At 74.9% G+C, this 24,885-nt stretch carries 23 protein-coding genes; 11 read left to right on the top strand and 12 right to left on the bottom strand.

Features of this window, described 5'->3' with window-relative positions:
• The first annotated feature begins 5 nt into the window (after window positions 1-5).
• The gene (locus tag GWJ10_RS03380) at window positions 6-950 is read left to right on the top strand and encodes an aldo/keto reductase (RefSeq protein WP_206158320.1); all 945 of its coding nucleotides are present in this window, start codon (window positions 6-8) and stop codon (window positions 948-950) included.
• Window positions 951-963: 13 nt separating this feature from the next.
• Here the strand turns inward: GWJ10_RS03380 and GWJ10_RS03375 are convergent, their stop codons facing one another.
• Window positions 964-1,821, bottom strand: coding sequence for a hypothetical protein (locus GWJ10_RS03375; RefSeq protein ID WP_163185152.1), 858 nt, complete (start codon window positions 1,819-1,821; stop codon window positions 964-966).
• Between the two features lie 293 nt (window positions 1,822-2,114).
• Here GWJ10_RS03375 and GWJ10_RS03370 point away from each other — a divergent pair, with 293 nt between their 5' ends.
• Together GWJ10_RS03370 and GWJ10_RS03365 are read left to right on the top strand one after the other, a co-directional pair.
• Window positions 2,115-2,279 carry a hypothetical protein gene (locus tag GWJ10_RS03370; RefSeq protein ID WP_163185149.1) on the top strand — a complete coding sequence of 55 codons (165 nt, stop codon included), beginning with the start codon at window positions 2,115-2,117 and terminating at the stop codon, window positions 2,277-2,279.
• Window positions 2,279-3,484 (top strand): putative sulfate exporter family transporter, encoded by a 1,206-nt coding sequence (locus GWJ10_RS03365; protein ID WP_163185146.1) that lies wholly within the window; start codon window positions 2,279-2,281, stop codon window positions 3,482-3,484. Before GWJ10_RS03370 ends, GWJ10_RS03365 begins: the two co-directional genes overlap by 1 nt.
• An 88-nt stretch (window positions 3,485-3,572) precedes the next feature.
• Here GWJ10_RS03365 and GWJ10_RS03360 read toward each other — a convergent pair whose 3' ends face one another.
• Complete coding sequence (locus GWJ10_RS03360) at window positions 3,573-4,643, bottom strand: phosphatase domain-containing protein (protein ID WP_163185144.1); 1,071 nt, start codon at window positions 4,641-4,643, stop codon at window positions 3,573-3,575.
• 158 nt (window positions 4,644-4,801) lie between these two features.
• Here GWJ10_RS03360 and GWJ10_RS03355 point away from each other — a divergent pair, with 158 nt between their 5' ends.
• Together GWJ10_RS03355 and GWJ10_RS03350 are read left to right on the top strand one after the other, a co-directional pair.
• A complete protein-coding gene (locus tag GWJ10_RS03355) occupies window positions 4,802-5,260 on the top strand; it encodes a hypothetical protein (protein ID WP_163185141.1) in 459 nt (152 codons plus the stop codon).
• A 94-nt stretch (window positions 5,261-5,354) separates the two neighbouring features.
• On the top strand, window positions 5,355-5,954 hold the full coding sequence (locus tag GWJ10_RS03350; RefSeq protein WP_076404265.1) for a pyridoxamine 5'-phosphate oxidase family protein: 600 nt from the start codon (window positions 5,355-5,357) through the stop codon (window positions 5,952-5,954).
• A gap of 24 nt (window positions 5,955-5,978) precedes the next feature.
• Here the strand turns inward: GWJ10_RS03350 and GWJ10_RS03345 are convergent, their stop codons facing one another.
• Entirely contained in the window at window positions 5,979-9,362 is a 3,384-nt protein-coding gene (locus GWJ10_RS03345; RefSeq protein WP_163185138.1) for a discoidin domain-containing protein, read from the bottom strand.
• Between the two features lie 386 nt (window positions 9,363-9,748).
• Between GWJ10_RS03345 and GWJ10_RS03340 the strand changes: the two genes are divergently transcribed.
• Complete coding sequence (locus GWJ10_RS03340; RefSeq protein WP_163185135.1) at window positions 9,749-9,916, top strand: hypothetical protein; 168 nt, start codon at window positions 9,749-9,751, stop codon at window positions 9,914-9,916.
• Window positions 9,917-9,931: 15 nt separating this feature from the next.
• On the opposite strand, the gene GWJ10_RS03335 is transcribed toward GWJ10_RS03340, so the two are convergent.
• Genes GWJ10_RS03335 through GWJ10_RS03325 form a run of 3 tightly spaced genes read right to left on the bottom strand, consistent with a single transcriptional unit; the run spans window position 9,932 to window position 12,074 of the window.
• The gene (locus tag GWJ10_RS03335; protein WP_163185132.1) at window positions 9,932-10,792 is read right to left on the bottom strand and encodes a ferredoxin reductase; all 861 of its coding nucleotides are present in this window, start codon (window positions 10,790-10,792) and stop codon (window positions 9,932-9,934) included.
• Window positions 10,785-11,384 carry a sulfite oxidase-like oxidoreductase gene (locus GWJ10_RS03330; RefSeq protein WP_163185129.1) on the bottom strand — a complete coding sequence of 200 codons (600 nt, stop codon included), beginning with the start codon at window positions 11,382-11,384 and terminating at the stop codon, window positions 10,785-10,787. The genes GWJ10_RS03335 and GWJ10_RS03330 overlap by 8 nt, the downstream gene beginning before the upstream one ends.
• Window positions 11,385-11,423: 39 nt before the next feature.
• Window positions 11,424-12,074: a helix-turn-helix domain-containing protein gene (locus GWJ10_RS03325; protein ID WP_241005647.1), complete on the bottom strand. Its 651-nt coding sequence runs from the start codon at window positions 12,072-12,074 to the stop codon at window positions 11,424-11,426.
• A 152-nt stretch (window positions 12,075-12,226) separates the two neighbouring features.
• Between GWJ10_RS03325 and GWJ10_RS03320 the strand changes: the two genes are divergently transcribed.
• Window positions 12,227-13,531 carry a glycosyltransferase gene (locus tag GWJ10_RS03320; protein ID WP_163185127.1) on the top strand — a complete coding sequence of 435 codons (1,305 nt, stop codon included), beginning with the start codon at window positions 12,227-12,229 and terminating at the stop codon, window positions 13,529-13,531.
• A gap of 20 nt (window positions 13,532-13,551) precedes the next feature.
• The gene (locus tag GWJ10_RS03315; protein WP_163185124.1) at window positions 13,552-14,094 is read left to right on the top strand and encodes a DapH/DapD/GlmU-related protein; all 543 of its coding nucleotides are present in this window, start codon (window positions 13,552-13,554) and stop codon (window positions 14,092-14,094) included.
• 126 nt (window positions 14,095-14,220) lie between these two features.
• Here GWJ10_RS03315 and GWJ10_RS03310 read toward each other — a convergent pair whose 3' ends face one another.
• The 4 genes from GWJ10_RS03310 to GWJ10_RS19715 form a co-directional block, all read right to left on the bottom strand.
• Window positions 14,221-15,663 (bottom strand): L-serine ammonia-lyase, encoded by a 1,443-nt coding sequence (locus GWJ10_RS03310; protein WP_163185121.1) that lies wholly within the window; start codon window positions 15,661-15,663, stop codon window positions 14,221-14,223.
• Window positions 15,664-15,720: 57 nt separating this feature from the next.
• Complete coding sequence (locus GWJ10_RS03305) at window positions 15,721-16,359, bottom strand: DNA-3-methyladenine glycosylase I (RefSeq protein WP_163185118.1); 639 nt, start codon at window positions 16,357-16,359, stop codon at window positions 15,721-15,723.
• 86 nt (window positions 16,360-16,445) lie between these two features.
• Window positions 16,446-16,802 carry a transcriptional regulator gene (locus tag GWJ10_RS19720; protein WP_241005646.1) on the bottom strand — a complete coding sequence of 119 codons (357 nt, stop codon included), beginning with the start codon at window positions 16,800-16,802 and terminating at the stop codon, window positions 16,446-16,448.
• Complete coding sequence (locus GWJ10_RS19715) at window positions 16,799-17,251, bottom strand: hypothetical protein (protein WP_241005645.1); 453 nt, start codon at window positions 17,249-17,251, stop codon at window positions 16,799-16,801. The genes GWJ10_RS19720 and GWJ10_RS19715 overlap by 4 nt, the downstream gene beginning before the upstream one ends.
• Window positions 17,252-17,411: 160 nt before the next feature.
• Here GWJ10_RS19715 and GWJ10_RS03295 point away from each other — a divergent pair, with 160 nt between their 5' ends.
• Entirely contained in the window at window positions 17,412-18,860 is a 1,449-nt protein-coding gene (locus tag GWJ10_RS03295) for an ATP-binding protein (protein ID WP_163185115.1), read from the top strand.
• Between the two features lie 19 nt (window positions 18,861-18,879).
• Window positions 18,880-20,589, top strand: a complete 1,710-nt coding sequence (locus GWJ10_RS03290; RefSeq protein WP_163185112.1) for a tetratricopeptide repeat protein — start codon at window positions 18,880-18,882, stop codon at window positions 20,587-20,589.
• Between the two features lie 18 nt (window positions 20,590-20,607).
• On the opposite strand, the gene GWJ10_RS03285 is transcribed toward GWJ10_RS03290, so the two are convergent.
• Window positions 20,608-21,405: a TetR/AcrR family transcriptional regulator gene (locus tag GWJ10_RS03285; protein WP_163185109.1), complete on the bottom strand. Its 798-nt coding sequence runs from the start codon at window positions 21,403-21,405 to the stop codon at window positions 20,608-20,610.
• A 124-nt stretch (window positions 21,406-21,529) separates the two neighbouring features.
• On the opposite strand from GWJ10_RS03285, the gene GWJ10_RS03280 reads away from it, so the two are divergent.
• Window positions 21,530-22,126, top strand: coding sequence for a GNAT family N-acetyltransferase (locus GWJ10_RS03280; protein ID WP_163185106.1), 597 nt, complete (start codon window positions 21,530-21,532; stop codon window positions 22,124-22,126).
• Between the two features lie 192 nt (window positions 22,127-22,318).
• Here the strand turns inward: GWJ10_RS03280 and GWJ10_RS03275 are convergent, their stop codons facing one another.
• On the bottom strand, window positions 22,319-24,343 hold the full coding sequence (locus GWJ10_RS03275; protein WP_163185103.1) for a hypothetical protein: 2,025 nt from the start codon (window positions 24,341-24,343) through the stop codon (window positions 22,319-22,321).
• Window positions 24,344-24,885: the final 542 nt, after the last annotated feature.

Below are 24,885 nucleotides of genomic sequence, written 5' to 3'. Positions count from 1 at the left end.
GGGGCATGACCGCACAGCAGAACGCCCCCCAGATCGTCCTCGGGACCATGGACCACGGCACGCGCGTGGAGCAGACCACCGCGTTCCGGCTGCTCGACCGCTTCGTCGAGGCCGGCGGCCACTGGCTCGACACCGCCAACTGCTACGCCTTCTGGACCGACCCGAGCGGGCTGGGCGGCGCCAGCGAGCGCGTGCTCGCCGCGTGGCTGCGGGCGAACCCGGGGGCGCGCTCGGCCGTCGGGCTCGCGACCAAGGTCCGTCAGGACCCGCTCGTCGCGCACGCGTGGCCCGAGAGCGCGGAGGGGCTCTCCGCGTCCGCCGTCCGGGCCGGGCTCGACGGGAGCCTCGAGCGCCTCGGCGTCGACCACGTCGACCTGCTGTGGGCGCACGCGGAGGACCGGACGGTCGACCTCGGCGAGACCGTCGCCGCGTTCGGGGAGGCGGTGGCCGAGGGGCGTGCCACCCGGATCGGCGCGGCCAACCACGCGTCGTGGCGGGTGCAGCAGGCGCGTGACCTCGCGCGTCGGCAGGGCGTGGCCGCGTGGTCGGCGCTGCAGCTCCGACACTCCCTCGTGCAGCCCCGCCCGGGCACCACGGTCCCGGAGGCGGGCCACAAGCTCCTGGCCCCGGACGACCTCGACCACGCCCGCACGGAAGGGCTCGACCTGTGGTGCTACACGCCCCTGATGATGGGCGGGTACACCCGCGCGGACCGTCCGTTCTCCGCGGGCTACGCCCACCCCGGGACCGAGCGCGTGCTCCGCGTGCTCGACGAGGTCGCCCGGGAGACCGGTGCGACGCCGAACCAGGTCGTCCTGGCCTGGCTGATGAGCCAGGGGATCTCACCCATCGTCGGGGCGAGCAGGATCGAGCAGGTCGACGAGGCGATGGCCGCGCGCGACGTCACGCTGTCGCCGAGCCAGCTCGACCGCTTCGCCGACGCCCGCTGACCCCTCGGCGGGGTTACTGCGGCTCGACCGGGCCGTCCGGGCCGGCCACGAGGTCGCCGCAGCTCGTCTCCTGGGCTGTCGTGACGACCGGGTCGTCGGCGGCGGCGCCCTGCGCGACCGTCTCCTCCTCGCCGTTCGTCGCGACCTTCGCGCCCGTGTCGAGGTCGACGAAGGTGCGCGACACCGTGAAGGTGGAGCCGTCGTCGGGCACGGCATTGAGGCCCGCGAGGCGCAGCGTGCCGTCGACGTCGGTGCAGCCGACGCCCGTGCCGAAGCCCGTGAAGCCCTTGTCGAACGTGTAGGGCGCGTCCTGCGCGTTCTGCGTCGGCGTCAGGGCGCAGTCGGCGGCCGAGAGCAGAAGGACCTCGCGCCCGGTGTCGACGAGCGCGATCGGCGCGGTCCCGTCGCCCGCCGCGACGAGCTGGACGATCGCGCTCGCCGGCTGCGGGCTCGCCGACTCGACGGGTGCGGAGAACGTGGCGCCCGACGCCGTCGTGATGCCGAACGTGCGGTCCGCGCCGCCGGTCAGCCACGCGGTGTCCGGGCGGCCGTCGCCGTCGACGTCGACGATCTCGTGCGTGCCCGCGCCGGCGGGGACGCCGTCGCCGGTGGCGGGGCACCCCTCGGCGGCGGGGGTCGAGGCGCCGTCGGTGGGCGACGCCGCGTCGGTGGGGGACGGGCTCGCGGGAGCGCTGGTCGACGGCGCGGGCGTCTCGACGGCGGGCGCGTCGTCCGTCGGGCGGTTGACCAGCCACACGACGAGCGCGATCACCAGCACCGCCACGACCGTGACGACGATCCACGGCCACGTGCGGCGCGTCGGCGCGGGCTCGGGGTCGGGCATGGGGAACGGGTCGTGAGGCGTGGTCATGTCCCCAGGCAACCACCACGCGCGGGGGACGGCACCCCGGACGCGTCACGTTGCGTCACGTCCGCCCGAGATGCGAGAACCCGCTTCCGGTCGACCGCCCGGCCCGAGGACCATGTCGCCATGACCGGCACCCGACCTCCCGCCGAGCGCGCCCCGTGCCCCGGCGTGCTGTGTCGACGGGGCGACGGACCCCGACACGTCGCGAGGTAGGCCGCGCTCTCGCGGTCGTCGCGCGGCCGTCCGTCGCCCCTGCCCGGACCGCCGACCTCCCGACTCTCTGCGACAGGACCACCATGAACGAGCACGAGACCCCCGGCGCCGCGCGCGTCGAACCACCCGTCACCGTCGAGACCGTCCGCCGCGTCCACCTCTCCGAGGACTGGCTCGCGACCGGCGTCGGCCTCCTGATCGTGGCACTCGGCCTCCTCGGGCTGATCCCCGAAGGGCTGGTGCCCTGATGAGCGCCCCCACCCCGCCGCCCGCGGCGACGAGCACCACGCCGACCACCGAGCCGGCGACGGACCCCGAGGGGCGCGGCCCGACGTCGGGCACGAGCCTGGAGGAGTCCGTCGTCCAGGACGGGCGCAACCCCGGGGCGGGCTACGTCGTCGCCGGGGTCGTCGTCCTCCTCGGCCTCGCGTGGTCGGTCCGCTCCCTGGAGCAGCACGTGCCCGACTGGCTCGCGGGCACGCCGCTGGCGGGCATCGCCAAGGCGGTCGAGTACCCGGTGTACGCGATCGCGCTCGGCCTGCTCGGCAACCTCGTGCTCACCGCGCTCGGGCTCCGCGACCGGCTCGCCGCCGCGTTCCGCACCGAGCTCTTCATCAAGACCGGGCTCGTCCTGCTCGGCGCGACGGTGAACCTGGCGCTCATCGTGTCCGCGGCGGGCCCGGCGATCGCCCAGGCGTTCCTGCTCATCACGCTCGTGTTCGGGTTCACGTGGTGGCTCGGCGGGCGGCTCGGCATCGAGGACAGGCTCCGGGCGCTGCTCGCGTCCGCGGTGTCGATCTGCGGGGTGAGCGCCGCGATCAGCGCGGCCGGTGCGGTGCAGGCGAAGAAGGAGCAGCTCGCGTACACGGCGAGCGTCGTCATCCTCTTCGCGCTCCCGTCGATCTTCGTCCTCCCGGCGCTGGCCGAGTCGCTCGGCCTCAGCCCCGCCGTCGCGGGCGCCTGGATCGGGGGCAACATCGACACGACGGCGGCCGTCACCGCGGCGGGCGCCCTCGCGGGGGACGAGGCGCTCCAGGTCGCGGCCATCGTCAAGGCGACCCAGAACGCGCTCATCGGCGTGGTCGCCGTCGCCCTCACCGCGTACTTCGCGTTCAAGGTCGAGCGGACGCCGGGAGCCTCGGCCCCGCGCGTGCGCGAGCTGTGGACGCGGTTCCCGAAGTTCGTGCTCGGCTTCCTCGCCGCGTCCGTCGCCGCCACGGTGTACGTCGGCGCCGTGGGCGCCGACGCGTCGGCGGACCAGATCGCGGTCCTCAAGTCGCTGAGCACCGTGTTCTTCATCGTCGCGTTCGTCTCGATCGGCCTGGAGTTCAAGGTCACGGTCGTGCGCGAGGCGGGCTGGAAGCCGCTCGTCGTGTTCGGGTCCGCGACGGTGTTCAACCTCGTGGTCGGGCTCGCTCTCGCGAGCGTGCTGTTCGCGAACCTGGAGGTCTGAGGCGCCAGCCCTGACGCGCGAGGTAGAGGCGTGGTCCTCGGACCGCGCCTCTACCTCGTGGTGCGGGGCCCCGAGCGGCGCCGGACGGTCAGCGGCGCAGGACCCGGGCGAGCGAGCGGGTGAGCGCGTCCCCGTCGGGCCCGTGCGCCGTCGGGACGCCCCCGACGTCGCCCGGCAGGCTGCCGGGCGCGGGCAGCGGCGAGCCGTGCGCGAGGACCTGCTGCGCGGGCGTCAGCTCGCGGATCGCGACGGCCGCGACGTGGCCCGGGTGGCGCCGCGCGGCGCGCGCGTAGATGTCGGGGTCGTGCTGGCCGTCGTCGCCGATCAGCAGCCAGTCGACGTCGGGCAGCTCGCGGAACAGCCGGTCGAGCGACGTGTCCTTGTGCTCCGGGCCGCTGCGGAACCAGCCCGTGTTGGTGGGGCCCCAGTCGGTGAGCAGCAGCGGGCCGGGCGGGAAGCCGTGGCGCTGGAGGAAGCGCCGCAGGTTGGCGGCGGTGTTCCACGCGCCCGTCGACACGTAGACGAACGGGGTGCCGGGCCGCGACGTCGCGATCCCGCGGTACAGCGCCGCCATGCCGGGCACCGGCACGCGGGCGCTCGAGTGCCGCACGAACGTGTTCCACGCCGCGATGAACGGGCGCGGGACGGCGGTCACCATCGCGGTGTCGTCGATGTCCGAGACGACGCCGAGCCGGCGCCCGTCGGCCACGACGAACACCCGGCCGGTCGCCGTCGCGCCCGCCGACGTCCGGAACGAGACGTCGTGCCAGCCCGGCGCGAGGTCGACGTCGATCACCCGGTCGAGGTAGCCGCCGCGGTCGGACACGAGGTCGACCGTCGTGCTGCCCACCCGCACGCGGACCTCCTCGCGCGGGGCCGGGGCGGTGAAGAAGTAGCGCCAGCCGCGGCGGTCCGCGGACTCGCGCTCGTGCATCGCCGGGTCGAACGCCGGGCTCGCGAGCAGCACCCGGCCCAGCACGCGCACGCGGCGCGGGCTCCCGTAGCCGGCGAACGGCTCGACGCGCGGGCGCCACCCGCGGGCCTTCTGGAAGCGGGAGACGACGGCGCGCCACCGGTCCTCGAGCCGCGCGGCCCGGTGGGGGCGCTGGCTCGGGGTGGGCTCGCTCGGGACGGTCGGTACGGGTGCGGTCTGTGGCATGGCTCGCGGCGCTGTCCTCGGTCGGGGGTGGCGGGTCAACCCTGTCACAGCCTGCCCACGAGCGCGGGGTGTTGCTCGGGGCGGCGGTCGTCGCTCGGGACGGCGGCGGTCGCCGACGAGCGCGTGCGGGCCCGGCGGGCCGTGCCTAGCGTGGCCGCGTGAGCGACGAGACCTCCCGGAACCCTGCCGACCTGCCCGGCCGTCCCGTGCCCGACGGCGTGAGCGACGCGACCGTCGAGGCGCTCGGTGCCCTGAGCGAGGCGCTCGAGACGACGGAACGCGCGCGCGGGCACCTCTACACGTTCCACCAGCTCACCGGTGAGGCGGACCTCGCCCTCGGCGACGCGGTCGAGAAGCTGCGCGCCGCGGGGCACACCGAGGTCGCGGACCGCATCGAGACGGACCTCGTGGGCCGCAACGTCGTCCCCGGCCGCTGGACGTTCCAGCTCGTCGAGGAGTACGACGACGGCTACTGGTCGGCGTTCCGCGAGCACGAGCGCGCCGCGCGCGACGAGCTCGCGGGCGGCGCGCGGCACCTGTTCGAGGCCCGGATGAAGCAGGACCGGCGCACGGCGGGCCGTCCCGGCCACGAGGCCGGCCCCGACGACGTGCGGTGACGTCCCGCCGGTCGGCGCAGGACCGCGGTCCGCGCGACCGATGAGTCCGGGCGCGCTCGTCGGTCCCAGGGGCAGGACCGACGAGAGGACCGCCATGACCACCACCGACCAGCCGGCCGCGCGACCCGACGCCCCCGACGCACCCGAGGGCACGCTCGTCCCCGGTTTCAGCTCTCCCGGCGCGCGCCCCGTCCCGTGGGAGACGGTTCGCGGCGCGCTCGAACGGGCCGAGATCTCGTGGATCTCGACCGTGCGCCCTGACGGGCGCCCGCACGTCACGCCGCTCATGACGGTCGTCGCCGACGGCAGCCTCCACGTGACCACCGGGCCCGACGAGCGCAAGGCCCGCAACCTGGCCGAGAACGCGCGCGTCGTCCTCACGACCGGGACGAACGCCTACGAGGACGCGCTCGACGTCGTCGTCGAGGGCACCGCCGCGCGCGTCACCGACGACGCGGCGCTGCGCCGCCTCGCCGAGCGGTGGCGCTGCAAGTACGGCGACGACTGGACGTTCGACGTCGGGGACGGCGTGTTCCTCCACGACGGCGACCCGGCGCTCGTCTTCGCCGTGCGGCCCGAGGTCGTGTTCGCGTACGAGCGCACGTCCGAGCACGCGGCGATGCGGTGGCGGTTCGGCCAGGACGGTCCGGAGCCGGGCCCGGGGTCGCCGCGCGCGCCGCAGCCCGCCCCGTGAGGCGGGCTGCGGCGTCGGGCGGGGTCAGTTGCGCGTGATGGTGAAGGTCGACGTCGTGTTCTCGATGTCCCGGTAGTTGCCCGAGAACGTGAGGTTGGTGAACGTCGCGGTGCCGACGGCCGGCCCCTGGCCCGCCTCCGGCATCGGGTTGGCCCAGATGCCGTAGCCGGACTTGGCGTCGTAGGCGTCGCCGCTCTTCTTCGCCCCGGTGATCGTGACGTTGGTGAACGTCGGGTTCTGGAAGGTGTTCTGCGGCTGCCCGCCGACGTAGTTCGTCTGGAACATGATCCCGGAGTACGTCGGGTCGACGACGTCGAGGTTGTTCACCTGGATGTTCCCGAACGCCTTGGACGCCGAGAACATCCAGACGGCCCCGAACACCTGGTTGCCCCAGAAGTGCCCGCCGGAGCGGACGACGGTGATCCCGTCGAACACGGTGGGCGCCGGGCCGAAGCCCTCCATCGGGTACCCGAAGTCGAGCGAGCTGATCGTGACGCCCGAGTAGACCAGGGTGTCCGCGATGTAGATGTTGCGGAACGTGTTGTCCTGGCCGCCGTAGACCGCGAGCCCGGCGGCGCGCCACGTGTTGGTCGAGGTGAGGTTCTCGAACACGTTGCCGCGCTGCCCGCTGCCGCCGTTGTCGGTGGCCGCGAAGAGCGCGAACGAGTCGTCGCCCGTGCCGCGCGCCTGGTTGTTGTGCACGTGGTTGTTCGCGCTGCCGTTGGTCATGTTGATCGCGTCGGCGAACGTGTTCCGGATGCGGGAGTTCTTGACCTCCGAGTCGTCCATGTTCGAGGCCCAGAACATGCAGATCATGTGCTCGACCCAGATGTTGTCGATCGTCATGTTCTTCACGTTGGCGAAGTCGAACACCTTGCCCGGCCCGTCGATGCGCGACGTGTAGTTGCCGAAGTAGGCGAAGTCGCGGAAAGACGAGCCGTTGGCGCTCGCCTCGGCACGGAAGCCGACGTCCGTGTTCTCCTGGCCCTGCGGCGCGAAGAACCGCGTGAACCACGGCCCGGCGCCGACGACGTCGACCCCCTTGCCGTACACCTGGAACTTGCTCGCCGTCTGGTAGTCGCCCGCGGGCAGGTAGACGCCCTTGAGCGTGCCCGTCGTGTCCATGCGGACCTTGTCGAGCGCGGCCTGGACGTCCTGGTGCGTGAAGCCCGCGGGCTGCGTGTACTGCGCGGGGTTCGGGTTGGCTCGCGGCGTCGCGAGCTCGAGGTCGACGAAGTCGATCGCGTACTGCGACGTGTTCTGCGCGGTCTTCTGCAGGCGGATCTTCGAGCCCGCGGGGACCGTGGTGCCGAGCAGCGTGCTCGCCTCGTCGTAGATGTGGCGCGGCGCGCCCTGGCTCGGCTGGTTGCCCAGGTTGGTCTCGTTGCCGTAGAGCCACGCGTAGCGCGACGTCAGGTCGATGTTCTTGAGGAACTGGCCGTCCACGTAGATCGCCAGCGTCGCGTTCGTGCCGCCGCCGCCCGCCGAGTCCGGGATGGAGAAGCGGGTGAGGAGCGTGTTCGTCGGAGCCTTGGTGGTCCACTCGACGTAGGCGCCGGTCTGGTTGAGCGTCACCGCGCGACGGCCGGACGCCTCGCCTGCGAGGTCGCCGACGACGCGGTTGGGAGCGAGCACGCTCGCGCCGCCACCCGCGACGCCGTCCTCGGCCTCGTACGTGTCGAACGGGAGGTTGGCGCCGCGTCCCACGAACAGCGCGCGGGTCGCGGTGTTGTTGGCCTGCTTCGCGGCGACCTCGGTGGAGTCCGGCGCGGCGACGACCTTGACGTCGTAGCTGCCGTTCGCGGCGGTCCACGTGCCGAGGTCGACGCTGGCGCTGCTCGCGCCCGCGGCGATCGCGCCGCTCACGGAGCCGGTGAGGGTGCGCACGACGGCGCCCGTGGCCTTGTTCGTCACGGTCACGGTGAGGCCGTGCGCCGCCGCGGAGGTCGCGACGTTGCCCTGGTTGGCGATCGTCGCGGAGAACGTCACCGTGCTGCCCGCCGACGGGTTGGTCGGCGCCCACGTGAGCGTCGGGACGAGGTCAGAGCTCGGGACGGCCGTGACGACGAGCGGGGTGGGGTTCGCGTAGGCGTTGTTGCTCTCGTCCTGCTCCGGGACCGTGCCGCCCGCGTCGGCGACCGCGCCGATCGTGTAGCTGCCTGCGGGGCGCGCGCCGACGTCGGCGGTGACGGTCGCCTGGGCGCCGGCGGCGAGGCCGCCGACCGGCTTCGTGGCGACCGTCTGGCCGTTGAGCGTGAACGCGACGTCGGTCGCGGCGGATGCCTGGGTGCCGATGTTCTTGACGACGGCCGACAGCGTGATCGCCTGCGACTCGAGCGGTGACGCGGGGGTCGCGGTGACGCTCGTGACGACGAGGTCGGGGTTGGGCGCGGGGGTGCCGAACACCTGCAGCTCGGCGACCTGGCCGTTGCCGGAGCCGGTGTTCCCGGTGAACCGGAGGCGCACGTCCTTGGCCGTGCCGGTGACGGGCACCGTCACCGTGTTCCCCGACGTGGGGGAGAACGCGTAGCCCGCCGACGGCTTGAGCGTCTGCCACGCGCCGGTCGCGGTCGCGCGACCCTGGACCTCGAAGGTCTGGGTGCGCGGGCCCCAGGCGGACGCCGGCGGCAGCTTGACGACGACGTTCGTGAGCTGTGTCGCGGAGTCGAGGGACACGCTGAGCGTGCTCGGGTACTGGCCGCCCGCGCCTTCCCAGTAGGTCGACGTGCTGTCGTCGTTCGCGTTCTTCGCCACGAACTGCCACTCCGTCGACGACGCCTCGATCGGCTTGTTCAGGGCGAGGTTGGTGCCGGCGGGCGGCTGGGGGTTCCCGGGCCCCGGGTCCGTGCCGCCGGCGGTGCCGCGCACCTCGAGCTCCGAGAGCTGCCCGGCAGGCCAGCCGGTGTTCGCCGTGATCTGCACGCGCACGTAGCGGGCAGGCGTGTCCGGCACGTCGATCGTCACGGTGTTCCCGGACCCCGGGGCGAACGTGTACGCCTGGCTCGCCGTGAGGGTCGTGAAGCTCGAGCCGTCCGTGCTCGACTGCACGCTGAGGGTCTGGCTGCGCGCCCCCCAGCCCGTGGGCAGCTTGAGCACGAGGTCCTCGACCGTGGCGGTCGCGCCGAGGTCGACCTGCGCCCACTGCGGGAACGTGTTGTTTGTCGACTCCCAGTACGTGCTCTGGTTACCGTCGGTGAGGTTGCCGGACAGGTACGGCGAGGTGTTGCTGCTCGCGGCCGTCGCCTTCCCCGTGGACAGCACCGTGGGCGCCGCCGTCGCGGTGGTCGTCAGGCCGAGCGGGACGAGCAGGGCGGTCGCCGCCGCCGTCGCGGCGACGAGCCGGAGCCGGGGCCGGCGCTGCGGTGCGCGGACAGGTGTGCGGTTCGACGTGCTGGGTCGATGTCTCATCGGTGTCCTCGATCTCCCGTCGTCGTCGACGGGCGTCAGGCCGCGCCGAGCGCGACCCCGCACCGGACCGGACGGCCGGGTCGGAGGACGGGCCACGGCGCACGTCCGGCCGTGGCCGGATGGCTCGGGTCAGTACCTTCGAGAATTGCGGACCCGCTGTGCCGCACCGCACAACGGAGTGTTGATTTCTTGCGTCAACACGCAAGAACGCTACTGCCGGGTGAAGAAAGCGTCAAGAGATGTCGCAAGCACCCCGATGCGCCCGGTTCGTCGCACGTACCCGGCCGCGAGCGACTCGAGGCAGGGCTCGTGGACCTCGGCCTCGCCGCCTTCTCTCCGACCTGTGTCGGCGGTGTGCGACCCTTGCGCACCGGTAGGGTCCGCGCATGATGCTGTCCACAGGCCTGGGGTTCCTCAGCCTGCTCTACGTCCTCGTGCTCGTGACGATCGCGGTGCTGGTCATCTGGGCGCTGGTGCTGACGATCATGCTGCTCCGCAGCGTGCTCGCGGAGCGCGCCGCGCGCGGACCCGCGGGCGGGCCGCCGCCGCTCTGACGTGCTCCGTCGCGGTCAGTCGACCGCTGGCCCGAAGCGCTCGGTCTTGATCCGCGCCGGGTCGTGGCCGAGCGCCACGAGCTGCCGCGCGACGGCCTCGACGAAGCCCGTCGGCCCGCACACGAAGCACGCGGGCTCGATCTCGGGCGGCCAGCCCCACGCGGCGAGCTCGCGCCGCTCGACGCGGCCCGGCCCGCGCGTCGAGCCGAGCGGGGTCGAACGGGTGTGGACCACGTGGACGTCGAGCCCGTCGTGCGCGGCGGCGAGGCGGTCCAGGTCGTCCACGTACAGCATGTCTTCAGGACGGCGCACCGAGTACACGAGCCGGAACGGCGTGCGGTCGCCGGCGTCGCGCCGGGTGCGGAGCATCGCCATGAGTGGGACGAGGCCCGACCCACCGGCCGCGAGCAGCACGGGCGTCCCGGCGTCGCGCTCCGGCGACCAGACGAACCACCCGCCGACCGGCCCGCGCAGCTCGATCGCGTCGCCCACCGCGAACACGTCGGTGAGGTACGTCGAGACCTCGCCACCGGGGACCCGCTGGACGGTGACCTCGATGCGCGCGGGCGCGCCGCCGTCGGGCACCGTGCCGTCCTGCGGGACGGCGGGCGGACCGCCCGGGGAGGGGTCGTCGTCGGGCAGAGGGGTGCGCGTCGCGGCGCTGCCGATCGAGTAGCTGCGCTCGGCGGTGTAGCCGTCGGGCGCGGTGAGGCGCAGGTCGACGTGCTGGCCGGCGAGGTGGCCGGGCCACGCGGGGACCTCGAGGACGAGGGTCCGCGCGGACGGGCTCTCCGCCCACGCGTCGACGAGCGTCGCGACCTGCCAGCGCGACGGCGTCGCGTACCGCGCGCCGAGGCGGACGGGCGCCTCAGTCACCCTGGTACCTCTGCTCGCGCCACGGGTCGCCGAGGTCGTGGTAGCCGAGCCGCTCCCAGAAGCCCTGCCGGTCCATGGGCATGAGGGTGATGCTGTTGACCCACTTCGCCGACTTCCAGAAGTACAGGTGCGGCACGAGGAGCCGCGCGGGGCCGCCGTGCACGGGGTGCAGCGGAGCGCCGTCGAACGTGTGCACGACCCACGCCTTGCCGCCGAGCAGCTCGGCGACCGGGAGGTTCGTCGTGTAGCCGCCGTAGCAGCCGATCATCGCGAAGTCGGCCGTGGACTCGACCTCGCCGAGGAGCGTGTCGAGCGAGACGCCGCGCCAGGACGTGCCGAACTTCGACCAGCGGGTGACGCAGTGGATGTCGACGGTCGGCTCGTCCTGGGGGAGCGCCAGGAGCTCGGCCCACGACCAGGATCGGGTCGCGCCGGTCTCGGTGGTGACGTCGAAGCGCCAGGTCGCGGTGTCGACGCGCGGTGTGGGCCCTGCCGAGAGCACGGGGAACCCGGTCTCGACGTACTGGCCCGGCGGGAGCGCCACGCCCTGCGGGCGGGGCCGGCCCTGGAAGCCGGGGGTGAGGGTGCTCATGGCCCACGGTAGGCGCGGCGCGCCAGGCCGCGCCAGGGGTCAGGCGTCCGCGTCACCCCGGGGCGGTGCGGCGACGAGGCGCACGACGGCGTCGCGCAGCCACGCGCGGTACCGCTCGCGCGACCAGCCCGCACCGGCCGCGAAGTGCGTCCAGCCCTCCGGCGCGAGGAGGTACGACAGGGTCTCGGCGGCCTCGTCCCGCGGCGCGCGCAGCCGGAACCCGTGGTCCGCGAGCACGTCCACGCTCGCGCGCAGGTCCGCGCGACGGCGGTCGAGGAGCGCCGCGAGCTCGGCGGCGACGGCCTCGTCGGAGCGGGCCGCCGACGTGAACGCCGACCACAGGGCCGCGACGCGTTCGTTCGCCGGCGCCACGAGCGCGACGAGCCCGTCGAGGAAGGCCTCGGGGTCGGTGGTCCCGGCGACGGCGCGGCCCTCGGGCCGGGCGGCGAGCGACTCCTGGCCCTCGGAGCCTGCGAACGTCACCTCGAAGGCCGCGAGGAGCAGGGCGCGCTTGGGCCCGTGCGCCTTGACGGTCTCGAGGGACACGCCCGCCCGCTCGGCGACGCGCGCGAGGGTCGTGCGCTCGTAGCCGCGCTCGGCGAGCTCCTCGGCCGCCGCGCGCACGACGCGCTCGCGGGTGCGCGCGGCCTGCTCGGCGCGGAGGTCGGACGTGTAGGCGCGGGGGACCACTATTGACTACCCCTCTAGGGTGATGAATACTCCTGACGGTTACCGATCTTCTCACACGCCGCCTCCCCCCTCGGCGTCCTCGCGCGGACGGCCCGGTCCCGCGCCTTCCCGTCCGACCGGCGCGTCCCGCGCCGCCCGAGAGAGGCACACCGATGGCCACCGTCCTGCTCTGCTCCACCCCCGTGCACGCTCATGTCACCCCGCTGCTCGCGGTCACGCGCGCGCTCGTCGCCCACGGCCACGAGGTCCGGTTCCTCACCGGGGCGCGCTTCGCCGCGGCCGTGGAGGCAGTCGGCGCCGAGCACGTGCCGCTGCCCGCCGCCGCCGACTTCGACGACCGCGACCTCGCGGCCGCCTTCCCGGGCCGTGCGGGCCGCACCGGTCTCGACGCGATCCGGCACGACATGCTCGAGATCTTCGTCCGGCCGGGCGCCGCGCAGCACCGCGCCGTCCTCGACGCCCTCGCCGTGCGCCCGGCCGACGTCGTGCTCGTCGAGCCCCTGTTCCTCGGTGCGATGGCGCTCGTCGCCACCCCGGCCGACCGACGCCCACCCGTGCTCGCGCTGGGCATCTTCCCGCTCGGGCTGAAGAGCGACCTCACCGCACCGTTCGGCCTCGGCGTGCTTCCCGCGCGCGGGCCGCTCGGGGTGCTGCGCAACCGGGCGCTGCACCGGTTCGTCGAGGGCGTCGCGTTCGCCGCGCCGCAGCGCGCCGCGCAGGACATGGTGCGCGCGACCGGCGCCACCCCGAGCGACACGTTCTTCCTGGGCTGGCCCGCCGACGCGGACGCCGTCGTGCAGCTCACCGTCCCCGAGCTCGAGTACCGGCGGCCCGACGTCGTCACGCCCGTCCGGTTCGTCGGCCCGCCGCGACCCGTCGCCGCGCACGGCGACCTCCCTGCCTGGTGGGACGACCTCGGCACGCGCCGCCCCGTCGTCCACGTCACGCAGGGCACCGTCGCGAACGAGGACCCGCGCCAGCTCCTCGTCCCGACCCTGCGCGCGCTCGCGGACGAGGACGTGCTCGTCGTCGCCGCCACCGGCGGGCGGCCCGTCGAGACGCTCGGCGCGCTGCCCGCGAACGCGCGCGCCGCCGAGTACCTCCCGTACGACGCGCTGCTCCCGCGCACGTCGGTCCTCGTGACGAACGGCGGCTACGGGGGCGTGCACCACGCGCTGCGGCACGGCGTGCCCGTCGTCGTCGCCGGGAAGACGGAGGACAAGGCGGAGGTCGCGGCCCGCGTCGCGTGGACCGGGACGGGCGTGCGGCTGCGGACCAGCACGCCGCGACCCGCCCAGGTACGACGCGCGGTGCGCCGCCTGCTCGACGACCCCGCGTACACCCGGGCCGCCGCGCGCCTCGGCGAGCGCATCGCCGCCGCGCCGGGGGAGGACGGCGTCGTCGCGGTCGTGGAGGAGGTCGTCGCCCGGCGCGCCGCGCCCCGTGCCGCACGCTGACGGGGGAGGAGGATCGGGGGATGCCCAGCGACCTGCTCATGCGCATCCACGGCCCCGAGTTCCGCGCCATGTCCGAGCGCGTGCTGGAGGCGACCGCGCTCACCTCGCGGCTCAACGTGCTCCCGTTCGACGACGAGGAGGGCAAGGCCCGGCTCCTCGAGCAGATCCTCGGGCGACCGCTGCCGCCGCGCACGACGATCTACCCGCCGTTCTTCACCGACCACGGACTGCACCTCGACCTCGGTGAGCGGGTCTTCGTCAACCAGAACTGCACGTTCCTCGACTACGCCGGCATCCGGCTCGCCGACCGCGTGCTGGTCGCACCGCGGGTCACGTTCATCACCGTCGGGCACCCCGTCGACACCGACGACCGCAAGGTCTGGCTCACCGGCGGCCCGATCGACGTCCACGAGAACGTGTGGATCGGCGCGGGCGCGACCATCCTGCCCGGCGTGACCATCGGTCGCGACGCCGTCGTCGCCGCGGGCGCCGTCGTCACCGACGACGTCCCGCCGCGAAGCCTCGTGACCGGGCCGCGGGCGGACGTCCGCCGCACCTGGTGAGCGACCGCCGGCCCAGCACGTGTTCCTTCGGTCGTGCTGGAGCCTGCGCTTGCTCCGCTGCGCTCCGGCTCAGCACTCGTGCCCTCGGTCGTGCTGGAGCCTGTGCTTGCTCCGCTGCGCTCCGGCTCAGCACTCGACGACGTTGACCGCAAGGCCACCCGTCGAGGTCTCCTTGTACTTGGTCGACATGTCGACGCCGGTCTGGCGCATGGTCTCGATGACGGTGTCCAGCGAGACGACGTGCGAGCCGTCGCCCTGGAGCGCGAGGCGCGCGGCGGAGACGGCGGTGCACGCGGCGATGGCGTTGCGCTCGATGCACGGGACCTGGACGAGCCCCCCGACCGGGTCGCACGTGAGGCCGAGGTTGTGCTCCATCGCGATCTCGGCCGCGTTCTCGACCTGGGCGGGCGTGCCGCCGAGCACCGCGCAGACGGCACCGGCGGCCATGGAGCAGGCCGACCCGACCTCGCCCTGGCACCCGGCCTCCGCGCCGGAGATGGACGCGTTGCGCTTGTACAGCGCGCCGATGGCGGCGGCGGTGAGCAGGTACGTGCGCATCGCCCGACGACGGCGGGCCGGGTCGGCGGCGACGTCCGGGTGCGTGCGCAGGAAGTGCCGCCCGACGGCGGGGATGATCCCGGCCGCGCCGTTCGTCGGGGCGGTCACGACGCGCCGCCCGTCGGCGTTCTCCTCGTTGACGGCCATCGCGAAGGCCTGGAGCCACTCGATCGTCGTGTCGGCGCCACGCTCGTCGGCCAGCTCGAGGCGCTCGCGCTGCGCGCGGGCCCGACGCCGGACCTTGAGCCGCCCGGGCAGGACACCGTCGCGCTCCAGCCCGGCGTCGACGCACGCGCTCATCGTGTCCCAGATGCGGTCGACGCCCGCCTCGACGTCGGCCACCGGGCGCAGCGCGGTCTCGTTGGCCCAGGCGACCGCGGCGATGGACGTCCGCTCGCGCTCGCACACCGCGAGGAGCTCGGCCGCGTTGGCGAACGGGAACGGCACACCGGCCGGCTCGGTCCGCGGGTCGATCGCCTCGCCCGCGAGCTCGGCCCCGACCTGGGCGGCCTCGTTCGCGGCGGCTGCCTCGAGCTCGGCCGCGGTGAGGACGAACCCGCCGCCGACGGAGTAGTACGCCTCCTCGGCGACCGTCGCGCCGTCGGCGTCGAGCGCGGTGAAGCGCATCCCGTTGGGGTGACCGGGCATGCGCGTCAGCGGCGCGAGGCGCACGTCGTCGCTCGTCATGGTGATGCGGTGGCGGCCCAGGAGCGTGACGGGCGCGCCGTCGCCGAGCTTCTCCCACGACCCGGGCACGCGCGCCGGGTCGCACGTCTCGGGGTCGAGGCCGAGCAGGCCCGCGACGACGGCGTCCGGCGTCCCGTGGCCGACGCCCGTCGCGCCGAGCGAGCCGCACAGCACGACCCGCAGGCCGGCGACACTGCCGAGCGTGTAGTCCGCGGCCAGGGTCGTGACGAACGCCTTCGCCGCGCGCATCGGCCCGACGGTGTGCGAGCTCGACGGGCCGACGCCGACGGAGAACAGGTCGAGGACCGAGACGTAGGCGCTCATGCCCACCATGGTCGCACCTCGTCCACGATGCGGGCGGATTTTGCTATAGCGAATCGGTCACGAGCGCGTGGGCGCGGGACGGCTCATGGCGACCGGGCAGGTCGCGAGGTGGTCGTCCACCAGGCCGCACGCCTGCATGGCCGCGTACGCCGTCGTGGGCCCGACGAACCGGAAGCCGTGCTTCTTGAGCGACTTCGACAGGGCGACCGACTCCGGGCTCGTGCTCGGGACGTCGCCCCACGTGGCGGGCCGGCCGGAGCGCGCGGGCGGCGCGAACGACCACACCAGCTCGTCGAGCGAGCCGCCGCCGGCCTGCAGCGCGAGGAGCGCCCGCGCGTTGTCGATCGTCGCCGTGATCTTCTGGCGGTTGCGGATGATGCGGGCGTCCGTCAGGAGCCGCTCGACGTCGGGCTCGTCGAACGCCGCGACCGCCTCGGGGTCGAACCCCACGAACACCTCGCGGAAGGCCGGTCGCTTCCGCAGCACCGTGATCCAGGACAGCCCGGACTGGAAGCCCTCGAGGACCAGACGCTCGAACAGCGCGGTGTCCCCGTGCACCGGCACCCCCCACTCGGTGTCGTGGTACTCCTCGTAGAGCGGGTCGCCGTCGCCGAAGCAGCGGGCGCCGGGGCGCGGCGCGGGCGGCGCGTCGTCGGGCACGGCGAGCGGGGTGGACGCGTCGGTCTCGGTCGTCATGCGCCCCACTCTGCCGCCTCCCGCCGACACCCACGAGGTCCCTGTGGACGGCGTGCGTCCGGGCGCGTGCGCCGAGGCGCCTGTGGTCAGGCGTCGGCCGGGGGCAGCGCGACCTCCGCGATCGCGCGCAGCGCGTCGAGGTGCGCGCGCAGGGCGGCGGCGCCGGCGGGTGTGAGGCGCGCCCAGGTGCGCGTGCGTCGTCCGGCACGCTCCTTGCTGATCTCGACGTACCCGGCGTCCTCGAGCACCGTGAGCTGCTTCGACAGCGTCGAGTCGGACAGCTCGATGGTGTCGCGCAGGGTCCGGAAGTCCGCCTTCTCGACGCCCGAGAGCGCGGCGACGACGGAGAGGCGCACGGGGGAGTGGATCACCTCGTCGAGCGTGTGGCGCGGGTGGTGGTCGACGGCGGAGCCGTCGCCCGTGGTGGGACGGTGCGTCGTCACGCCGTCACCGCCGCGTCCCGCGGGGCGGGCCGCCACGCCGCGACGAGCAGCGGGACGGCGCTCACGAGCGCCGCGGGCACCCAGTACGCGACGGAGTCGGGCCACACCACCAGCCCGGCGACGAGCACGGCCCCGTAGACCACGGCCCAGGACACGGCGCCGACGGCGATCCGGCGTCGCGTGCCGACGGCCAGGGCGCCCTGCCGCCCCGCCCACGTGGCGCCGACGGTGACGATCGCGACCCAGGCCGCCATGCCGACGACGAAGCCGACGCGGCCGCCGAGCCCGATCGCGAGCACCAGCCCGACGCTCGCGACGGCCCACCCCGTCAGGTAGAGCCGGACCCACCGCCACCCGCGCGCCCGGGTGGCGCCGGCGAGGCGGTCGGCACGGTCGAGAGCGGCTGCCGCGTCGAGGGGCGCCAAGGAGGTCGTGTCGTCGGTGCTCATGGATGCCATCGAAGCATCTACTTTCCATCATGGCAAGTGGTTTCCATGGGGACCTCTCCCTATCGTGCGCGTCACCGGTCCCGTGCACACTGGTCCCGGCCGTGCCCCGCCCCGGGCCGCACGACGCCGTCGTCCCGACCTCCGTCCCCGAGGAGCACCCATGTCCGACGCCCTGGCCGCGCTCGCCGCCGCCGTCGCGGCAGCGCCCGCGAGCGCGCCGCTGCGCGTGCACTACGCGAGCCTCCTGCTCGCCGCGGGGCGTCCCGTCGAGGCGCTCGAGCAGGCCAGCGCCGGGCTCCGGATCGACCCCGCCGACGGCGAGGCGCTGCGGCTCGTGCAGGAGGCGGCCGCGTCCGCCGCGGCGGCGTCGCGGCCGGGAGACGCCGCGCCCGAGCAGGCGCCGGGTGACCCCGCGCCGTCCGGCGACCTCACGCCGTCCGGCGACTCCGCGCTGTCCGGCGAGCCCGCGCCGTCCGACCACCCCGGGCAGGGCGCTCCCGCCGGGCCGGGGAGCCCGGCGTCGGGCATCGACTGGGACCGGCTGGAGGACGAGCTCGACGTGCGCGTCCCTCCGCCCTTCGTCGAGGAGCCTGTGGTCGGCGCCACGGGCCCCGCCCCCGCCGACCCGAGCCCGGCACCCGAGCAGGGCCACGCGGACCCGGCGCCCGGGGGCGGGCAGCCGTTCCTCGTGCCCGCGCGCGACGACGCCCCCGACGACGGGTCGGGCCTGCTCGAGGTCTCGCGCGAGACGGTGACGCTCGCCGACGTCGGCGGCCTGGAGCCGGTGAAGAAGCGCATCCGCGAGGCGTTCCTGGAGCCGATGCGCCACCAGGCCATCGCGCAGGCGTTCGGCAAGTCGCTGCGCGGCGGCCTGCTGCTCTACGGGCCGCCCGGCACCGGCAAGACGTACATGGCGCGCGCGGTCGCGGGCGAGCTCGGCGCGCGGTTCCTCACGGTGACGCTCGCGGACATCCTCGACAAGTACATCGGGGAGAGCGAGCAGAACCTCCACGCCCTGTTCCAGCGGGCGCGGCAGCTCGCGCCGGCCGTCCTGTTCCTCGACGAGGTCGACGCGATCGGCGGCAGGCGCGCGCAGTACTCCGGCTCGTCGGGCATGCGGACGGTCGTCAACCAGCTCCTCCAGGAGATGGACGGCATCGGCTCCGACAACGACGGCCTGTTCGTGCTCGGCGCGACCAACCACCCGTGGGACGTCGACACCGCGCTCCTGCGACCGGGCCGGTTCGACCGCGTCGTGCTCGTCCTGCCGCCCGACGAGCCCGCGCGCGAGGCCATCCTGCGCCACCACCTCGCGGGGCGGCCCGTCGCCGGGATCGACCTGGGCGCCGTCGTGCAGCGCACCGAGGGGTTCTCCGGCGCTGACCTGGAGCACCTGGCGGCCACGGCGGCCGAGAAGGCGATGATGGACTCCATCGCGTCCGGCCAGGTGCGACCCGTCACCATGGCCGACATGGAGTCGGCGCTCGCGGACGTGCGGCCGTCCACGACGGCGTGGCTCCAGTCCGCGCGCAACGTCGTGACGTTCGCGAACAACGACGGCCGCTACGACGAGCTCGCCGCGTACCTGCGCGCGCGACGCATGCTCTGAGACGGCGAGGCAGCCCACGGTGACCACGACCGTCGACCCGCGCACCGTCGGCGCGCGCGTCGAGATGCTCGTCCAGATGGGGCGGCCCGAGCGCGCGCTCGACGAGGTCGACGAGGCGCTCGCGGCCGTCCCCGACGACCCGCGGCTCCTCCTCGCCGCCGCGTGGGTGCGGCTGCACCTCCAGCGCTCCGCCGACGCGCTGCCCCTCCTGGAGCAGGTGGTCGCCGCCCAGCCCGCGGCCGACGGCGCGCTCTACCTGCTGTCGGTCGCGCGCCAGAACACCGGTGACGTCCCCGGCGCGCGCGACGCCGCACGCCGCGCGCTCGAGCTCGACCCCGACGACGCGCGCTACCACCTCCAGCTCGCCGACGCCCTCCTCTCGGGGCGCGTGCGCGGCGCCGACCGACGCCTCGCGCGCGAGCGCATCGCCTCGGCGCTCGAGCTCGCCCCCGAGGCCCCGGACCGGCTCGCGCAGGCGGCCCGGCTCTGGTCGCGCCTCGGGGACGACGACCGGGCGCGCGCCCTGGTGCGGCAGGGGCTCGCCGTCGCGCCGGAGCACGAGGACCTCCTCTACCTCGACGCGGCCCTCGCGCTCGACGCGAGCCGCAGCGCCCAGGGGTACAGCGGCGTCCTCGCCATGAACCCCGAGCACGCCGAGGCCGGGTACCTGCTGCACCTCAGCGTGTGGCAGCAGGTGCTGCGGCTCGTCGAGATGCCGGTCCTGCTCGTCGGGGCGGTCGCGCTCGTCGTCGCCTTCGCGATGAGCGACGCCCACGTGGGCAGCGTGCCGGTCTGGGGGGTCGTCGTGCTGCTGTGGACGGGCGTGACCGCGCTGCGCGTCCTGCCCGTGCTCCTCCAGGTCCCGCGCGGGCTGCTGCGCCGCACCCTGCGCCGCACGCCGTTCCGCGGCGGCACCGTCGTGGCGATCGCCGTCGGGTGGGCGGGCGTCCTCGCGGGCCTCGCCCTGCTCTACCTCGTGCGCGACGCCGTCGCCGTCCGCTGGTTCCTCGTCGGGCTCGGGGTCGTGCTCGCCCTGACGACCGTGACCTCGGCCGTGCTGCACGCGGCGATGTTCACGCAGGCGCGCGAGCTCGGGTACCTGCCGGCCGGGACGGCGGGAGCCGTGCGGATCGCGGCCCTGCGCGCGAGCCTGCGGGGCGCCGTCGTGCGCCGTGCCGTCGTCCTCGGGATCGTCGCGGTCGTCGTCGGGAGCATCGGCCCGGGCGCGGTCGCGCGCGAGGACGCCCGGCCCGTGGCGGCCCTCGCCGCGGTGGCGTACGTGCTGCCGCTCGTCGTCGGGATGTGGGCCGCGTGGCGCGTCGCGGCCCGGCAGCGCGCGGTGTCCGACGAGCGCCCGCCCGTGAGCACGGCCGCCGCGGTCCGCGCGGGGCTGGGCGGCGCCGTCCTCGTCCTCGCCACGGTCCTGCTGCTGCTCGCCGAGGCGGCCGCGCTCGCCGCGCTGCCCGTCGCCCCCGACGAGCACGACGCCGACGGCCGCTACGTCCAGGAGGAGCGCGCGCCGCGCGACCCGGGCTCGGCCGTGCAGGAGTGCACCGGGCGCCCCGCCGCGCGCCTCGCGTGCCTCCAGGAGAACAACCGGGTCCGCCAGGAGGAGCTCCAGGAGCGGATGGGAGAGCTGGACGTCCCGACGATCGACGTCCCCACGTTCGACGTGCCGGACCTCCCGGACATTCAGGTCCCCGACGCGCCGGTCCAGCCGACCCCCTGACCCGGCCCCGCGCGGCGGTCAGTCGTGGTCGGCGTCCCCGCGGGCGGAGGCGCGCCGGGCGACGAACGCCTCGATCCCGTCGAGGAGGATGTCGAGCCCGGAGCCGAGGTCGCTCTGCCCGGTGTCGGGCCGAGCCTCGGGCGGCGTCCACGCGGCGAGCGCACTGGTCAGCGCGGGGTACGTCTCGGGGTCGGCGAGCCGGGTGAGCACGAGCTCGTAGTCGGCGTACGGGTCGGCGGCGGCGCGCCGGGTCTCGACCTGCACGCGTCCCTCGCCGAGCACGTGCTGCGCGAGGAGCCCCACGATCCGGAGCTTCTCGTCCGTCGTCAGGTCGAGCGGGGCGAGGATCGCGAAGGCGCGGTCGATCCAGCGCAGGCGGTTCGGGCCGACCTGCGCGGTCGTCAGCGGCAGGTCGAGGAACCAGGGCCGCGCGAGGACGCCCTCGATCTGCGCGCGCGTCCAGGCCGTGAGCCCGGCGCGCCAGTCGCCCTCGTCGTCCGGGGGTACCTTGAGCGAGCCCGCGGCGGCGTCGGCCATGAGGACGAGGAGCTCGTCCTTGCTCTCGACGTAGCGGTAGAGCGCCATCGACGAGTACCCGAGCGACTCGGCGACGCGCGCCATGGACACCGCGGCCAGGCCTTCGGCGTCGGCGAGGTCGACGGCGGCGCGCACCACCCGCTCGACGGTCAGCGCGGGCTTGGGGCCGCGTCGCGGGGCGGGGTCACGGCCCCAGAGCCGCGCGAGGACGGGCGGGAGCCCCGTCTCGGCGCCCCGACGGTCGGCGCGGGGTCGGTCGTCGGCCTCGGTCCCGGTCATCTCCTCATCCTCCCAGCGAGCCTTGACCGCCCGCGCGACGGTGTCTACCGTCAGGAGAATAGTAGATGCCGTAAACAGTTTCTCGTAGAAGCGGTGACGGCCGCACCCAGGAGGCAGGGATCGGATGATCGAGATCAGGCGCGCCGACGAGCTCGGCGAGAGCAGCCGACGGCGGATCACCGAGGTGCTCGTGCGCGGCTTCGCGGACGACTTCGCGTACTTCTCGAAGGACCCGCGGATGCTGGCGGACGCGTTCGCGCACATGCTCGTCCTCGAACGGTTCTACGTCGCGGTCGTCGACGGCGAGCCCTCCGCCGTCGCCTCGGTCACCGAGGCTGCGCAGGAGTGCTTCGCCCCCGAGAAGCGCCCCTTCCAGGACGCGCTGGGTCGTGTCCACGGCGCGATCAGCTACCGGATCGTCCGGAGCCAGTTTCTCGGCGGGTACGACGGCGCGCGGGACGGCCTCGCCGAGATCGGGTTCGTCACGACCGCGCCGGAGCACCAGGGCCAGGGCGTGGGCACCGCGCTCGTGCGCCGACTCCTGGAGCTGCCGTACGACGAGCTCGTGCTGCGCGACATCAAGGACACCAACGCTCCCGCGCTGGGGCTCTATCGCAAGCTCGGGTTCACTGAGACGGGGCGCCGCCCCGTGCGGTTCGCCCGACGCGCGGGGTTCTCGGCGTACGTCACCATGAGCCGCGCCCGGGACGTCGTGTCGTGACCGCTGCCGGCGCGGTGCGTGCCGGTCGACCCGCCCGGCGAGCGGCGGCGCCGGAGCCACGAAGAATGGCGGCGGGCCCGGAGTCCTGTCCACCGGGACCGCCGCCCGCGAGGGCGGCACCGTCGACGTGAGGCCGCCCCCGAGCCGGGGGCCGGGCGGCGAGGACGCCGCCCGGCCGTGCGCGCCGGTCCGTCAGACCGCCGCGAGCCGACGGCGCAGCCCGAGCCCGACGCCCGCGACGCCCGCGAGCACGGACCCGCCGACCAGCGCCGACATGCCGAGCGACACCCGTCCGACGGGGCTGTTCTCGACGCTGTCCTTGAGCTCCGTCGTGCCGTCGGAGAGGGTGCCCGTGCCGTCCGCGAGCGTGGCCGCGCCGTCGGCGATGCGGGTGCTGCCGTCGTGCAGGTCGGACGCGCCGTCGGCGAGGGTCGTCGTGCCGGCGTGCAGCGTCGCGGAGCCCTCGGCCAGCGCCGCGTTGCCCGCCGCGAGGGTCGTCGCGCCCGTCGAGAGGGTCGTGAGCCCGTTCTGCAGGCGCAGCGTCCCGTCCTCCAGCCGCGTGGTCCCGCCGAACAGGTCGCCCGCGCCCGTGTGCAGCCGCACCGTGCCGGCGGAGAGGTCGCTCGCGCCGGTGGTGGCCCTCGCCGTCCCGGCCTTGAGGTCGGCGGCGCCGGACGCGAGCTCCGACGCGCCCGTCGCCAGCTCGGAGGTCTTCGTCGCCAGGAGCGCGGTGCCGCCGCTCACGCGAGCGGCGCCCGCCGCGAGGTCGGCACTGCCCTCAGCGATCCGTGTCGCCCCGGCGCTGAGCTCGCCGACCTTCCCGTGGAGCGTCGTGGCGCCCGCCTCGAGCTCACCGATCTTGCCGTCGAGCGTCGTAGCGCCGGCGGCCAGCGCGTCGATGCCGCCCGCGAGCTGGACGTCGATGCCCGTGCGGAGCTGCTGCACCCCGGCGGCGAGGCCCGGCTGTGCGGGGGTGCCCTCGCCGAGGCCCGCGCGAAGCTGCGCGAGCCCCGTGGAGACCCCGGGCTGCTGCGGAGTGCCCGCCCCGAGGCCGGCCGAGACCCGATCGACACCCACGGTGACGTCGCCCGCCCGCAGGGAGAGCTGGCCTGCGCCCGCCGCGAGCCTCCCGGCGCCGCCCGCGATCTGCGCGGAGGCGCCGGGTGCCGACTCGGTGCCGTTGCCCAGCGCGCGGAGGTTCGCGGCGATCGTCCCCAGAGTCTCCGGCGACGCCGCGACCTCTCCGCGCGCGATCATGTCCAGCTGTGCCGCGAGGCCGTCCAGGTTGGTCCCGACGGTCGTGGCCGAGCGCTGGAGCTCGTCGGCAGAGACCCGCAGCTGGTCGGCACCTCCACCGAGGGCGACCACGCCACCGCGGACCTGGGTCGCTCCTCCCCGGATCTCGTCGACCCCTGCCTGGAGCGCGTCGACCCCCGCCCCGGCTGCGGCCACCCCGTCGGCCAGACGCGCCGCACCGGCGGAGAGCTGGGCCTGACCCTGGTCGAGCGACTGGACGCCGCCGCCGAGGCTGTCTCGCACGCCGGACCGGAGCGCGGTGGTCCCGGCGGCGAGCGTGTCGGCTCCCGTCGCGAGCCGACCCGCGCCCGATGCGAGATCGGCGGAGCCGTTCGCGGCGCGGACGGCTCCCGCGCTCAGGTCGCCGGCGCCCGCGTCGAGGTCACCCGCGCCCGCCGCGATCTGGGACGCGCCGTCGGCGGCACGGGCGTTCCCCGCGGCGAGGCGTGCCGCCCCGGAGTCGAGGTCCTTGCTGCCCGCGGCGAGCCGGGCAGCGCCGCTCGCGGCGTCGCCCGCCCCGGCGGCGAGGCGTGCCGCCCCGGCGTTGAGCTCGTCCGCCCCGGCGGCGAGCTCGGTCGCGCCGTCCAGCGCGGTGGCGCCGCCCGTCGCGAGCTGAGTGGCGCCGTCGGACGCCTTCCGCGCCCCCGCGGAGAGGTCGCCCGCGCCGGCCTCGAGGTCGTCCGCGCCGTCGGCGAGGCGGCGGGCGCCGGCCTGGGCCTCGGTCGTGCCGTCGGCGAGGGTCGCGGCGCCCGCGTCGAGCTCGGCCGCGCCGTCGTCGAGGCGGGTCGCGCCGTCGGCGACCTTGCCGTTGTACACGAGGAGGAACGCGACCAGGCCGGCGACCGCGAGGGCCAGCACGGCGAGCGCGACGGAGGTGAGGACCGTGTGCGTGCGTGACGGTCGGAGAGCGTGCTGCGTCATCTGTCGTCCTTCCTCACGCCCGGCGTCGTCGCGGGGCGGTCGGCACGAGGGGAGAGCTGCGGGAGAGACGGGTACCGGTCTGCTCGGCGCGGGAGTGCGCCGGTGCGTCCGCCACCGTTGGCGGGACGTGGAGTAGCAGGTAGATCCCCAGCGACGCTAGCAACGCCCCGGACACCACGGACAGCGAGTACTAGGTACTTTCGCCGTCACGATTCGGTCACGGGCCCGAAGTATCAGGTACTCCGTGCGCGAGTCCGTCGCTCGGAGCAACGGCCGCCCGTCCGGGGCGCCGGAAACGAGGCGAAGGCGCGCCGCTCATGAGGCGATCTCGGCGCTCATCGGCGAAGGTAGGGCGGTGCTCGACGACGCGCCCGACCAGCGGGGCTCGACGGTGACGCTCCGGACGGCTGCCGGGACCGGGGCGGAGCGAGGACCGGGCAGAAGGGGAAGAGGAACAGCATGGAGTGCAGTGCGCCGACCGGCGTGTCGTCCTTCCGGGGCAGGGCGTGGAAGACCGACGCCGAGCCCGGGACCACCGTCGA

Origin of the sequence: Cellulosimicrobium sp. SL-1 (assembly GCF_011033075.1) — a bacterium.
Lineage (GTDB): Bacteria > Actinomycetota > Actinomycetes > Actinomycetales > Cellulomonadaceae > Cellulosimicrobium > Cellulosimicrobium funkei.
The sequence above is the reverse complement of the archived record's forward strand: the minus strand, read 5'-3'. Positions and strand labels throughout refer to the sequence as shown.

Coding starts and splice junctions, on each gene's coding strand:
- GWJ10_RS03365 (WP_163185146.1), top strand. CDS start 2,279: ATGAGCGCCCCCACCCCGCCGCCCGCGGCGACGAGCACCACGCCGACC.
- GWJ10_RS03350 (WP_076404265.1), top strand. CDS start 5,355: ATGACCACCACCGACCAGCCGGCCGCGCGACCCGACGCCCCCGACGCA.
- GWJ10_RS19715 (WP_241005645.1), bottom strand. CDS start 17,251: ATGAGCACCGACGACACGACCTCCTTGGCGCCCCTCGACGCGGCAGCC.
- GWJ10_RS03320 (WP_163185127.1), top strand. CDS start 12,227: ATGGCCACCGTCCTGCTCTGCTCCACCCCCGTGCACGCTCATGTCACC.
- GWJ10_RS03370 (WP_163185149.1), top strand. CDS start 2,115: ATGAACGAGCACGAGACCCCCGGCGCCGCGCGCGTCGAACCACCCGTC.
- GWJ10_RS03275 (WP_163185103.1), bottom strand. CDS start 24,343: ATGACGCAGCACGCTCTCCGACCGTCACGCACGCACACGGTCCTCACC.
- GWJ10_RS03295 (WP_163185115.1), top strand. CDS start 17,412: ATGTCCGACGCCCTGGCCGCGCTCGCCGCCGCCGTCGCGGCAGCGCCC.
- GWJ10_RS03360 (WP_163185144.1), bottom strand. CDS start 4,643: ATGCCACAGACCGCACCCGTACCGACCGTCCCGAGCGAGCCCACCCCG.
- GWJ10_RS03280 (WP_163185106.1), top strand. CDS start 21,530: ATGATCGAGATCAGGCGCGCCGACGAGCTCGGCGAGAGCAGCCGACGG.
- GWJ10_RS03315 (WP_163185124.1), top strand. CDS start 13,552: ATGCCCAGCGACCTGCTCATGCGCATCCACGGCCCCGAGTTCCGCGCC.
- GWJ10_RS03345 (WP_163185138.1), bottom strand. CDS start 9,362: ATGAGACATCGACCCAGCACGTCGAACCGCACACCTGTCCGCGCACCG.
- GWJ10_RS03380 (WP_206158320.1), top strand. CDS start 6: ATGACCGCACAGCAGAACGCCCCCCAGATCGTCCTCGGGACCATGGAC.
- GWJ10_RS03340 (WP_163185135.1), top strand. CDS start 9,749: ATGATGCTGTCCACAGGCCTGGGGTTCCTCAGCCTGCTCTACGTCCTC.
- GWJ10_RS03285 (WP_163185109.1), bottom strand. CDS start 21,405: ATGACCGGGACCGAGGCCGACGACCGACCCCGCGCCGACCGTCGGGGC.
- GWJ10_RS03375 (WP_163185152.1), bottom strand. CDS start 1,821: ATGACCACGCCTCACGACCCGTTCCCCATGCCCGACCCCGAGCCCGCG.
- GWJ10_RS03305 (WP_163185118.1), bottom strand. CDS start 16,359: ATGACGACCGAGACCGACGCGTCCACCCCGCTCGCCGTGCCCGACGAC.
- GWJ10_RS03310 (WP_163185121.1), bottom strand. CDS start 15,663: ATGAGCGCCTACGTCTCGGTCCTCGACCTGTTCTCCGTCGGCGTCGGC.
- GWJ10_RS03330 (WP_163185129.1), bottom strand. CDS start 11,384: ATGAGCACCCTCACCCCCGGCTTCCAGGGCCGGCCCCGCCCGCAGGGC.